This is a genomic window from Ruegeria sp. CDSA034, from assembly GCF_059612275.1.
In genome coordinates, this window is the sequence record NZ_JBXWQH010000006.1 from 34,308 (window position 1) to 46,660 (window position 12,353).

A 12,353-nucleotide genomic window follows, 5' to 3' on the forward strand; every position below is an offset into this window, starting at 1 on the left:
ATGAAAAGCAATCTCAACCTGAACTGGCTTCGCACTTTCGAGGCCGCCGCACGTCATTTAAGCTTTACCGCCGCCAGCCGAGAGCTGGGGCTGACACAAACGGCTGTCAGTCAGCACATGAAGGCGCTGGAAGGTCAGCTGGGGCAGAAACTGTTCATTCGCAAGGCCAAAAGCCTGCAACTGACGGAAATCGGCCGGGCCTATTTGATATCGGTCCGGGATTCACTGGAGCACATCGCATTTTCCACAAACGGGCTGTTTGGGCCTGCCTTGGAGACGACGATCGTAGTGCGGGCGTCGGCGGCCATGATCATTTGGCTGGCGCCGCAACTTGCAACCTTTCAGACAGCCCATCCCGGTATCGGGATCAAACTTGTCACCTCTCTGTGGCAGAGCGGCCAGGAAGGGCATCCCGTGGACGTTGACATCCAGTTGGCTCCGCAAACCCATTCCGACACGCGCATGGTCAAGCTTTCCGATGAGTTCATCGTTCCGGTTTGCGGTGTGCGCACCGCGCCAATGATCAAAACACCCGAGGATCTGCTGGCCCACGCTGCCATCCACGTTCTGGGGTTTGACGATCATTGGGCGCGGTATCTGTCGGCCCGTGGTCTGCCCAACGCAGATGTATCCCCGCGCCTTATCGTCGATACCTCGGTTGCCGCCTGCGAATTGGTGGCTGCGGAAAGCGGCTGCACCATTATGATCAACCGGTTCGCGCAGCAGGCCATCGCAAGCGGCCGCCAGATCAGAATTGTCGGTGCCCCCGTTGATACAGGCCAGGCTCACTACGTCTTGCAACACAAAACAGGTACGGCGGGATCACACGTTTCGACCGCTTTTTGCGAGTGGCTACAAACCCGTTTTTGACGACCGCCCTTAAAACGCGAATGCATCCTGGGGATCAAGCGGGACATGACCACGGCCTTGCCAAGCCGTCCTTGGCAAGGCGCTTGAAGCGGGTAGCCCAATCTGGGGCCAGGTCGTGCAAAACAAGCTGTTTGTGGTTTGAGATCTTCGATGGATCGCCTCCTGAATTTGCGCCAAGCCTAAACGCGCCTGGCATCATGCGCGGGCTTCATTTGGTTCAAATCGGCCCATCACAGGCCCAATTTCCTTTGTGCATCCAGCCCTAGCGACTAGTTTGAAATAATGGACTCCGTAGCCCAACTGACAAACTGGATGATCACTGAAGGGCGCCAATCAGGCGATCCCGTGAAAGTGGTGTCGCATTTCTGCTCCTCCTTAATAAAGGCGGGTGTCCCGCTCTGGCGGGTCAATATTGGCCAGCGCTTCGCCAATCCCTTACTCATTGCTTGGGGTGTGGTTTGGACACCTGATGGAACCGAAAGCTATGACGTCACACATGAGACGATGTTGACCGACGGGTACGTAGGAAGCTCATTTGAGTATATTCTGGAACACCGAAAGCCACTTCACAAATGTCTACGCCAGCTGGATTCAAAGACAGAGCATTCATCCTACCTGGACTTCGCCGAGCAGGGCGGCACCGACTATTATGCCACCCTGCTTTATTACGGCGACAGATCACTACACGGCTGCACATTTGTTACCCAAGCACCAGAAGGGTTCTCGCCACTGCATCTGAAATTGATCGAGGACGCGCTGCCCGCGCTGTCTTCGGCTTTGGAACCTGTCACAATGCGCAAATCGTCCAAAGGCCTTCTGCGAACCTACCTTGGCGATGGGCCCTCGGACAGCGTTTGGAACGGGCGCATCAAACGAGGGGAACGTACAACGCTTGAGGCCGTGGTCATGTTCTCAGATTTGCGCGGCTTTACGGCGCTATCGGACAGCGCACCTGAAGAGGAAGTTTTTGACGCGCTGAGCGGATACTTCGATCTAGTTGTTCAGTCAGTGGAAGAGAATGGAGGCGATGTTCTTAAATTTATGGGTGACGGTATTCTGTCGATTTTCACCATCGCCACGCAAGCTGATCGCGCTGACCGATGTCGCAAAGCTGCGTATGCAGCGCAAAGTGTTTTGGCTGGTCTGACCGCCGTCAACTGCAGTCGCGCGGAAGCCGGAAAACCGGCTCTAGACGTTGGTATCGGGATCAACGCAGGGCAAGTCAGTTATGGCAACATCGGCAGCCCCGGAAGACTGGATTTTACTGTACTTGGTGGCGCGGTGAACGTCGCCAGCCGAATTGAGGGTTTGACAAAATCTATTGGCCGAAGAGTTTTGGCAACGTCAGTCGTTGCTGGCGCTTCGGATGATCTGTTTGCTTCTTGCGGGTTTCACGACATTCGTGGCGTTGCGCATCCAATTGAGCTGTTCGCCCTCGTCGAGCAGAAGCTCTGAGGCGCGGCGGCATGCGGAATGTCTGCCCCTATAATCAGACCCTGGCTTTTTCAAAGGCCGCCCAAGCGGTCTCAAAAGCGTCAAAATCAAACCCTGGCTGACTGGCTGCATCCAAGACGATGCGTTCTGTCACCAATAGCTTTTGGATTGCTGCTTCTAACTGGTCGACGACATCATCGGGTACAACCAACGCGCCATGACGGTCGGCGTGCACCAATTCGCCAGGATTAACTGTCAGGCCAAAAACGGAAACCGGTGTATCAATCTCGCGGACGTGGACGAAACCGTGGCTTGGCCCGACGGAACCGGCGACGACTGGGAACCCCTTGGGTAAGTCTCCCAGATCACGCATGACGCCATTGGTTACGACACCGGACATACCAAAACCCTTGTGGACGGATGTATTGATTTCACCCCAATAGGCTCCGATGCAATCCGGATAATCCATATCCTCGATCACCGCGACGCACGGATTGACCGCTTCGGCCATGTATTTGTAGTAGGCCATGCGCCGGGTCTTGATGACGTCAGGCGGTTCGGTCGGTGGATTGACTGCCGCGATTTTTGCCGTACGGGCATAGCCGACGATCGGAGGTTCCTCAGGCGCTGAACACAGCATGGTTCCGCGCGTGAAATCATCGAACCCGCGCTTGCCTTGCGCCACCTCAATGGCATTGCAGACGGTGGGGGTATCGACCTTGCGAAGCAGGGACAAAAGGGATGGCGTCATGTGTCCTCCAACCAACGGACCAAAGCCGCTGTGGTTTTTTGGGGTTGTTCCAATGTCGGCAGATGCCCTGCACCTTCGATGATCTCCAGCGTGCTGTCTGGCAATAGATCGTGCATCATCTGGTGGCGCTCCACGGGGCACAGCCGATCTTCTTGCCCACACAGAACCAAAGCCTTTCCCGTGAAAGCTGTCAGCGTCACGCTTTGGTCCGGGCGATCCATCAAAGCCTGCGATTGGCGCAAGAATACGTCAGGGCCCAAGTCGGTGGCCATTGCCATGCACAGATCCAGGATAGCCCCCCGGTTGGGCCCGTCCGACAGGTAACTGGGCTTCATCTCGTCCCGCATCACCGACCTCAGCTTGCCGTCGCGAACGGCTGCCGTCTGGGGCGCGCGGCGGGCTTTGACCTCTGGCTTTTCAGCCAGTGGATTTGTGTCGAGCAAAGCCAGGCGCGAAACACGTTCCGTGGCCTGACGCAATACTTCCATTGCCACGATACCGCCCATCGACAATCCTGCCAGCGCGAATTCAGCCGGCGCATTTTGCAGAATGTCATCTGCCATGGCTTGCACGCTGTCGTGTCGCGACAACGGGAATGTCATCACAGGCATCCTGCCTGACAGTGCGTCGATTTGCGGGCCAAAAAGGCGGGCGTCACACATCATGCCCGGCAAGAAAATCACGGGTATCATGCTGAGGCCAGCTTGGCCCCCTCTGATAGCGCGGCCAACTTGGCGTAGGCGATCTGAGGGTCAACCGCGCCGAAGCCCGCAAAAGTGCCAAAGCCGCAATCGCTGCCTGCTATCACCCGGTCCGCGCCGACGATTGCTGTGAAACGTTCGATCCGTTGGGCCACAAGCTCGGGGTGCTCGACGAAATTGGTGGTGGTGTCGACCACACCGGGGACCAGAACCTTGTCATCGGGTATCTCAGATTTGCGGTCGCGGAACACGGTCCACTCGTGGGCGTGACGCGGGTTCGAAGTCTCAAACAGGATATAGCGCGATTTGGTTGCCATCAGGGTACTGAATACCTTGTCCATCGCAATGTCACAGCAATGCGGACCCTCATAGTTGCCCCAGCAGATATGCACCCGTACGCGATCCTGTGGGACGTTCTGAAGCGCGTGGTTCAGCGCCTCAACATGCATATCGGCGATTTTGATGAACGCGTCGTCCGAAAGGTCGGTGAACAGCATATGGCGCGATAAGGCCAGATCAGGACAATCCAGTTGCAGATCCAGACCAGCGGCCACGATGGTCTCGTATTCCTCTTTCATGGCATCGGCCAGCGCCGCCAGATATGCCTCACGCGTGGTGTAGAAATCGTTCTGCAAAAACAGTGAGATCACACCCGGGGACGCGGCATTCATGAAACCGCGCTCGACCCCATGCTGCGTCATAGCCGCCTTGAGGTTGGCGATGTCCTTCTCTAACTCACCCTGCCCTTTTGATCGCACTTCTCCGGTGCACATTGGTCGGGCGTATTGCGGCGTGCCGCCGTCATTGGCCAGCCGCTGCAGAAAGCCGGGAAACATCTTCAAATCTGCAGGCGCGTTTCGAGGGCTGTCACCGGAAAACCCGGTGTAGCGGTCCTTGACATAAGTCGCATAAGATATCTTCGAAGTCTCTCCGTCACTGGCTATATCAACGCCAGCTTCGACCTGTTTGCGCACCGTTTCAGAGACTGCGGCGGTCATACACGCGTCAAACGCGGCTGCTTCATATGGTTCACCGTTTTCCCTGGCAAAGATAAGATCCACGACGTCCTGTGTTCGGGGCAAAGACCCAACATGTGTGGTTTTTACGGCCATAAAGACCTCCTTACAGTTTTCGTGCCATCAGCACAGTATGGCTTTGGGTTTCAGGATCTTCGGCCAAAAAGCCGGTCAATTGCAGCCCGTTCTCTTCTAGGCACGATGCATAACCGGCCGGGGACAACGAGGCGTGATAGACAAGCTCTGACCCCACTGTGCCGCTAACTTCTCCTTCGCGTGGACCCACGGTCAACATCAGCATTCCACCGTTATGTAAATGACGCGCCATGCGGGTGATGCAGCCCTTCTGCTCATCTGATGTCAGGTGAAAGAAACTGTTCCAGGCGATGATCCCATCGAATTGCTGATCCAGCTCAAAATCCCGCATGTCAGCTTTCCGCCAATCCCCGTCCGGCCAGCGTTCTTTGGCGATGTTCAGCATGGCTGCGGAAAAATCGACACCCGTGACATCAAACCCTTCGGCCATAAACCAGCGCGCAATGGGATCGCCTGTGCCACAGCCCAGATCCAGTACGTGGTCACCCGGTTTGAGGCTGGCCGTGAAGCGCGCCAGCCAGCGCGCCTCGAAAAGGGCTTTTGAGCGGCGCTTGTCATACTCTGTGGCTTGCCGCTCATATATGGCTTGGGTGTCGTTCGGGTCTGCGCTCATCCTGTCCAGGTCGCTCCTGCCGGTTCATCGGTTGCAGTGATCCGGTACAGGCCCGCCTGCCCGGTCATTGATGGATGAACGCTATAGGATTCACCGGGCAGAACCAGAGCCGTGTCACCTGTCGAAATTGTGGTTTCGTGCCCGTCGATCGAGATATGCCAGTGACCGCTGGCTGGCATCAGAACCACAGGTTTATCCGCCGCAATCGGTTCGGTCACAGAGGACCCCCGGCCAAGGAAGTCTACCGAAAAACCCGGCTTATCCTTGATCAGCCCGCTCTCACCAATCACCTGCGCAGGCTTATTGGCCGACAACGCCATCAAATCCCAATACCGTGCAACATATTTGCCGACGACATCCTCAACCGGAACCTCAGGATAGCCCTTCAACTGCTCTTCGGTCAGCAAGGGCATAGGGTGCACATTATGAGGCAGCTCCTGCCCTTTCTTGGTGTCATACAGAACGCCATTGTCGCCCAGCATCAGACCATGCGCCTGCGCATCTTCGATGACCTGAGGGGCCCAAGTGACGCCTCCGCCCGCGTCGTCTCCGCCCAAGATTGCCATGATCATACCGTAGTCTTGGCCAACATTTTCGAAACCACGGAAGATGCCGGTCGGGATGTTGAAAATATCGCCCTCCTCGGCGATGAACTCACCGGCGGTGCCATAACGGCCCCAGAAAAAGCGCCAGCGTCCTTTGGCAACAAAGAAAACCTCGGCCGTTGTGTGGCTGTGCAATGAGTTCCGGCATTTCGGCGGCTGACCCGCGGCACCTATGTTGAAGCCGATCTTGTCGGTGATGTGCACGTGCTGATCCGGAGATTCCGAGACGCCACCGCCGATGATCGTGAAATTCTCTTTCTGATCGCTGCCCGGCGTATGGGCATCGATAAACGCGGTTTTACAGGGTTGAAGCTCGCCGTAGCGGACAATGCGGGAAGTGATGGCTGATTTGGTCATGATGTATGATCCGATATTTTGTTTTCAGGAATGCAAGCTCGTGTGCTCAGGCGGCACAGGCGCTCACTCCCCTGGCGGGCGCAGATTCAGTCGCCGCGCCCGCAGGCTTTGACGGAACATATGGAAACGTCGACGGGCTCCGGTTTCACACAGACCACCTGCAAGGATACGATATGCGACCGGGCGGGCCACTCAGACCTCTCCGCTCTGCAACAGGATCTGTTTCCAGACCGAGGTTTCATCGAACAGAGTATATTCACGGCGCAGCTGCGGCTGCCCCGCAATCAACGCGCCAAACTCGGCGTGACTGATCCCGAGGACATAAACCTGTGCCCCTGTCGGCGCCCCGAACATGCCCCAGCCGTCATGCTTGCCCCAAAGGCTCCAGCGAATTGCTGATCGCGGCGGCATATCCGGGTCGTCGCGCCCGATCTGGTGTTCAATCTTGAATTCAGCATTCGGGAAACTCGCCCGCAGCCCCATCCAGAACCGGTCGACGGCATCCCGGCCGTGCCCCGTGACGCCGCCCACATACTCAGACTGCACCGCACGGTCATATTCAGCCGCGATTGTGCCCATATCGGCACTCATGATCCGGGTCAGGATATCAGCATATCGCTGCCCCCACTCATTATCATTGCCGCGACCCTTGTAGGGGCCGGGCTGGTCGATTTCGGGGGTCAGAGGCTTGGTGCAGCTGTCCTTACCGCCCTCGCGCGCAATCAGATCAGCGGCGTATTCCTTTGGGTCCCAGCCCATCTGCCGCACAATCGCGCCCTGATCGCGGATCAACCATTCGTCGTTAATCTGGTTGTCGATGGCGTGGCAGTCGGCCAGAATCCGATAGCAAAGTTTCGTACCCGTAGGTTTGCCGTAAACCCCTTCGGCCAGATGCGTGGCAGTAGACAGGATGCGGTGAGAGCTGAGCATGCCCTCTTCCGGCGTGCCCGACCAGATCACATCTTCACCCATCAACTGCCGATCCGGAAACTCGGCCAGGGTCGCCATCGTGGCGCCGATCACATTCTGATTTCCCACAACCACCGAACCGGGTGAACGAACGACGATATCTTCGCTGTAATATTCGTGCAGGGTTGCGATGCCCCGGTCTTCCCAGATCTCTTTGGTAATTCCGATGATATAGTCGGGAAAATCCCGGAACTTGGGATCAAAGCCTTTCATGTTTTCATCCTTTGCGGGGTCCAGCCTTTGGGCAGCCGTGCCGAAGTACGCACGATCAACGGCCCATCAATCGCGACCTTGCGGGCTGCGGCAACTGCCGGGTTTTCAATATGGTCCAACAAGGCATCAACGGTTTCCGCAACCATCAGGTTGGCGCGTTGACGAATGGTGGTGAGGTTATAGGCAAGCCATCCGGCCTGCGGTACGTCATCGTATCCAACGATAGAAACGTCTTCTGGTATACGCATTCCGAGTTCAAACCGAACGACGTCCATCACGGCAAGCGCCATATGGTCATTGGCGACGAACACCGCGTCGGGTCGTTTTTGCGGTTCAACGTCAAACATGCGGCGCGCGGCCAATCGCGCATTTTCGGTCAGGAACTCTCCGATTTCGTAGGCGTACAAATCCTGACCTGCATCACCGAGTGCGGCGCGAAAACCGGCCTCGCGGTCTCGCTGGGTTGAGGCACCCTGCCAACCGGCAATGTAAGCGATGCGACTGTGGCCTGCGGCAACAAAGAATTCAGCGACCTTGCGACCGCCGGAGTAATTATCAGAGGTCACCGAGGTGATCCCGTCGATATCCTGACTACGGTTGAACAGCACGACCGGCACACCAGCTTGTTGGCACCGTGTTGCGATATCGGACGACATCGCGACCGAGGCCAGGATCACGCCATCAACCTGATAATCAAGAATTTCCTCCATAACGTCGTCAATGTTTCCGGCCGTTCTGGAGGCCATGAAGATCAGGACGTGATACCCCTGCTCCTGCAACTCGTTCGACAACTTCTCAAGCGCTTCGGGATAGAAATAGTTGTCCAGATAGGCGACGACCAAACCGATGATGCGGCTTTTGCCCGACACCATCGCGCGCGCCAACACATTGGGGCGATAGCCAAGCTCGGTCGCGGCTTTGCGCACCTTTTCTTCCGTCTTCTTGCTGACCGAAGCGCCCGGCGTGAAGACGCGGCTGACGGCGGATTGGCTGACACCGGCAAGTTGCGCGACCTGGAGTGATGTTACTTTCTCGGCCATCAATCTGCTGTCCAACCTCCGTCAATCAACATCGAGGTGCCCGTAACCAGCGCTGAGGCATCCGAGGCGAGGTAGCGTACCGCGCCCATGATATCTTCGACCTCGCCCACGCGATCCAGCTTGATCTTCTCCATGATCCACGCGGCGCGTTCGGGGTTGTCGAAAGTGGACTGGGTCAACGGCGTTCGAATGAACGTCGGGCAGACCGTGTTGATCCGAATGCCCTGCTTGCCCCATTCGATGGCCATGGATTTGACCATACCTTCGAGCCCATGCTTGGTTGCACAGTAAAGCGCCCTGTCTACGCCGCCCACATGGCCCATTTGACTGGAGATATGAATTATGGACCCTGGCTTGCCAGCATCGATCAAGGCACGCGCAGCATAGGCGGAAAGGAAGTAGGCGGAACGCAAGTTGACGCCGGTAACGACATCGAAGTCTTCGGGTGTCGTTTCAATTGCGGGGCTATGACGGGCGACCCCGGCCGAGTTCACCACGACCTCGAAGTTTCGCGTTTCGAAAAGCTGTTTCAGCTTTCCCAGATCGCCCTGGTCCAGCACAAGCGCTTCGGCTGACCAGCCCTGCCCCTGCAGAGCAGCCACCGTCTCATTCAACCGGTCCTCGCCTCTGGCCGCACAGACGACATGCGCGCCCGCCTCGGCCAGCGCCACGGCACAGCCCTGCCCGATGCCTGAAGAGGCACCTGTCACCAGGGCGGTCTTTCCTGTCAGGTAAAACGAAGGGGTGCGTGGCAGTTCAGTCATCAGCTCATTCCATCCGGTATTTCAATGCGCCCTATGTTTCGCGCTTTGTTGAATTCCCGTAGACGGGCGAAGACGTCAACGCCTAGCTGGCGATAAGCATCCAGAAGATCGACCAGCACCCAGTTTTCACGAATGCGCCCGTTTTCCAGCCGCCAGAAATCGAGGCTACGCATGGTGATTTTCTTGCCCGAGGGCGCAATGCCCATCCAACCGTCATCAGTGACGGTCTGGATCATATTGGGCCAGCCGGTCACAGCCGCGTATTCGCCATCACCGAAAAAGTGGTAGGTGATGTCGTCCACGAACTGCCCACGATCCGGCATTCCGCTCAGGAACGGAATTTGGTGCCAATTGCGAAAGCCCGCATAGCCACGCCCGGTTCCAATGCCCGACGGCCCGTACCAGTTCATGCGCGGATGCCAGAACCGTTCCATCTCCATAACCTCGGGGCCACCCTGTTTGGGGTGTTTCTTGAGGTGCTCCAACATATCGATGATGTGCTGACAGGTCTCTTTGCCCTTTGCCTCATCATACGGACCGGGAACGAACCCGTCCTGCGTGGCCGGGCCCGGCACATGCCATTCGCGTCCAAGGCTGGGTGCCATCGGCCAGGCATTTGCCTGCATCATCACCTCGGGGATATCCCAAAGGGCCTGTATTTCCGCGATTTTGCCGTTTTCGAAACGGTAAAATTCGTGGAACCGCATAGTAACCTGATTACCAGTCGGTGGGATGTCCAGCCATGGGCCGGTGAATGTGCCCGTGTAGTAGCCGCCGCACCCGACCCAGTCCGAACCATGTTCATCCGGGCCGGCCATGACAATGTAGTCGCGGCGTTCCAGATCGGGCCAGGCCGTCAACAGGTCTTTATAGGCGCGGTCATAGAAAGCGTCGCTGCCAATGCTGTCGCCAAAGGGATGGCATAGGTGGAAAACGGCGTCCGAGGCCGTTACCTCGGCCAGTGCCGCGCGAACACCGGCCTCGGAAAAATCATACATCGCGGCCCTAAGCGGAGCGATCAGGGCCTTATGCTGTGTATGCCTGTCACTCATTCAGCGGCATCCCGATACGGCGCGGGTTCGCCATAGGGCACATTGATGCCACCATAGCGACGCACGCGGACGTTGCACTGTTCTGCGTGGCCAACAAAACCTTCCAACATGCACAGACGCGAGCCGTATTCGCCGATTAGTGTCGCCGCCTCGTTGGTCAGAACTTTCTGATAACTGTGCGTTTTCAGGTACTTCCCAACCCAAAGCCCACCAGTATAACGCCCGGCCTTCTTCGTTGGCAGGGTGTGGTTCGTACCAATCACCTTGTCCCCGTTTGACACGTTGGTGCGCGGACCAAGGAACAACGCGCCGTAGCAGGTCATATTCTCAAGGAACCAGTCGTCACGATCCGTCATCACCTGCACATGTTCCGAGGCGATGTCATCTGCGACTTGCAGCATCTCGTCATACGTGTCGCAGACGATCACCTCGCCATATTCATCCCAGGACACTTTCGCGGTGTCTGCAGTCGGCAGGATGCCCAAAAGGCGGTCCACCTCGGACAGTGTCTCTTTGGCAAGCTTGTGAGAGTTGGTCAGCAGCACACAGGGGCTGTTATAGCCGTGTTCGGCCTGCCCCAGCAGGTCGGTTGCGCACAGTTCGGCATCTGCTGCGGTCTCGTCCGCGATCACCATGGTTTCGGTGGGACCTGCAAACAGATCAATGCCGACGCGCCCGAACAACTGGCGCTTGGCTTCGGCGACAAAGGCGTTACCGGGACCAACCAGCATGTGAACCGGATCAATCGTCTCGGTGCCCAAAGCCATCGCACCAATGGCCTGTATGCCACCCATAACGTAGATCTCATGCGCGCCACCCAAATGCATGGCCGCAATCACTGCTGGGTTCGGCTTGCCTTTGAACGGAGGCGTGCAGGCAATGATCCGAGGGACACCGGCAACTGAGGCCGTGGCCACGGACATATGGGCCGACGCCACCATTGGGAACTTGCCGCCGGGGACGTAACACCCGACCGATTGTACGGGGATGTTCTTATGGCCAAGGATCACGCCCGGCAGGGTTTCAACCTCGATGTCCAGCATTGAATCCCGCTGAGCCTGCGCAAAGTTGCGCACCTGTTCCTGTGCGAATTTTATGTCGGCCAGTTCCCTATCGGTCAGTTGACCGATCAAGTCATCGATTTCCTTCTGGCTCAGGCGGAACGAGGCTGGCGAGTAGTTGTCGAACTTCTCACTCAACTCACGCACCGCAGCATCACCGCGGGTTTCGATGTCTTTCAGCGTCGCCTCAACCACGGCGCGGGTCTTGGCATCATCTTCCGCCCGGTCCGCATCGGATTTGCCGCGTTTAAGATACTCGATTGCCATGTTTCCAATCCTCAGTTTTCCGGCCGGGGTGGACATTTCTCACCCCGGTCAAATGCTTCCCAGCCTTGGCCGTTGAACAGGTCGACGCCCAGTTGCGCCGCGACATGTGCGAAATCGACATTCACCCAGTTGTCGACGATCTTGCCGTCAACGACTTTCCAAAAATCCATGTAGCGGATCTCGACCCGCTTGCCGGTAGGGGCGATGCCCAGAAACTCACCCGTATGGGTTGCTTCCTGACGACCAAAGGCTGCTGCCCATTCGCCCATGTATAGACGGGCCTCATCGATGCAGGTCTTGTCCGAAAACGCCGCCTGAAACGGGCGCTGCCAGTTTTCCTGAAACTCTTTCAGCCCGGTTTTGGTGCCGCAGCCTTGATTGCCCATCCAGCGGAAGCCCTGGGTGAAGAATTCTCCGATGTCATCAATGCGGTGATCGTTCAGACCATCCACCATGGTTTCGATCACGCGGCGCGTGTCTTCGGTTTTGCTCATGTCCGTGTCGCGGGTCAGAACCGCTTGTTCGGGACGGGAACCTTTCATGT

13 protein-coding genes are annotated in these 12,353 nt (G+C 57.2%); 2 read left to right on the forward strand and 11 right to left on the reverse strand.

Annotated features, from left to right (window positions below; genetic code table 11):
- Nucleotides 1-870, forward strand: coding sequence for a LysR family transcriptional regulator (locus AC2FLJ_RS11995; protein WP_496698940.1), 870 nt, complete (start codon nt 1-3; stop codon nt 868-870).
- Nucleotides 871-1,182: 312 nt separating this feature from the next.
- Nucleotides 1,183-2,325: an adenylate/guanylate cyclase domain-containing protein gene (locus AC2FLJ_RS12000; protein WP_496705979.1), complete on the forward strand. Its 1,143-nt coding sequence runs from the start codon at nt 1,183-1,185 to the stop codon at nt 2,323-2,325.
- A gap of 34 nt (nt 2,326-2,359) precedes the next feature.
- Here the strand turns inward: AC2FLJ_RS12000 and AC2FLJ_RS12005 are convergent, their stop codons facing one another.
- The 11 genes from AC2FLJ_RS12005 to AC2FLJ_RS12055 all read right to left on the reverse strand — a co-directional run bounded on the left by AC2FLJ_RS12005 (nt 2,360) and on the right by AC2FLJ_RS12055 (nt 12,351).
- Nucleotides 2,360-3,055 carry an RraA family protein gene (locus AC2FLJ_RS12005; protein WP_472722927.1) on the reverse strand — a complete coding sequence of 232 codons (696 nt, stop codon included), beginning with the start codon at nt 3,053-3,055 and terminating at the stop codon, nt 2,360-2,362.
- Nucleotides 3,052-3,747 carry an alpha/beta fold hydrolase gene (locus tag AC2FLJ_RS12010; RefSeq protein ID WP_496705981.1) on the reverse strand — a complete coding sequence of 232 codons (696 nt, stop codon included), beginning with the start codon at nt 3,745-3,747 and terminating at the stop codon, nt 3,052-3,054. Before AC2FLJ_RS12010 ends, AC2FLJ_RS12005 begins: the two co-directional genes overlap by 4 nt.
- Nucleotides 3,744-4,868 carry a cobalamin-independent methionine synthase II family protein gene (locus AC2FLJ_RS12015; protein WP_496705983.1) on the reverse strand — a complete coding sequence of 375 codons (1,125 nt, stop codon included), beginning with the start codon at nt 4,866-4,868 and terminating at the stop codon, nt 3,744-3,746. Before AC2FLJ_RS12015 ends, AC2FLJ_RS12010 begins: the two co-directional genes overlap by 4 nt.
- 10 nt (nt 4,869-4,878) lie before the next feature.
- Entirely contained in the window at nt 4,879-5,481 is a 603-nt protein-coding gene (locus tag AC2FLJ_RS12020) for a class I SAM-dependent DNA methyltransferase (protein WP_496705985.1), read from the reverse strand.
- A complete protein-coding gene (locus AC2FLJ_RS12025; RefSeq protein WP_496705987.1) occupies nt 5,478-6,443 on the reverse strand; it encodes a cupin domain-containing protein in 966 nt (321 codons plus the stop codon). The genes AC2FLJ_RS12020 and AC2FLJ_RS12025 overlap by 4 nt, the downstream gene beginning before the upstream one ends.
- Before the next feature lie 192 nt (nt 6,444-6,635).
- Entirely contained in the window at nt 6,636-7,625 is a 990-nt protein-coding gene (locus AC2FLJ_RS12030; RefSeq protein WP_496705989.1) for a nuclear transport factor 2 family protein, read from the reverse strand.
- Complete coding sequence (locus tag AC2FLJ_RS12035) at nt 7,622-8,665, reverse strand: LacI family DNA-binding transcriptional regulator (RefSeq protein ID WP_282120208.1); 1,044 nt, start codon at nt 8,663-8,665, stop codon at nt 7,622-7,624. The genes AC2FLJ_RS12030 and AC2FLJ_RS12035 overlap by 4 nt, the downstream gene beginning before the upstream one ends.
- Complete coding sequence (locus AC2FLJ_RS12040; RefSeq protein WP_496698927.1) at nt 8,665-9,429, reverse strand: SDR family NAD(P)-dependent oxidoreductase; 765 nt, start codon at nt 9,427-9,429, stop codon at nt 8,665-8,667. Before AC2FLJ_RS12040 ends, AC2FLJ_RS12035 begins: the two co-directional genes overlap by 1 nt.
- Entirely contained in the window at nt 9,429-10,481 is a 1,053-nt protein-coding gene (locus AC2FLJ_RS12045; RefSeq protein ID WP_496698925.1) for an ester cyclase, read from the reverse strand. The genes AC2FLJ_RS12040 and AC2FLJ_RS12045 overlap by 1 nt, the downstream gene beginning before the upstream one ends.
- Nucleotides 10,478-11,809, reverse strand: coding sequence for a histidinol dehydrogenase (hisD, locus tag AC2FLJ_RS12050; protein WP_496698923.1), 1,332 nt, complete (start codon nt 11,807-11,809; stop codon nt 10,478-10,480). The genes AC2FLJ_RS12045 and hisD overlap by 4 nt, the downstream gene beginning before the upstream one ends.
- An 11-nt stretch (nt 11,810-11,820) precedes the next feature.
- On the reverse strand, nt 11,821-12,351 hold the full coding sequence (locus tag AC2FLJ_RS12055) for an ester cyclase (RefSeq protein ID WP_496698921.1): 531 nt from the start codon (nt 12,349-12,351) through the stop codon (nt 11,821-11,823).
- Nucleotides 12,352-12,353 lie beyond the last annotated feature (2 nt).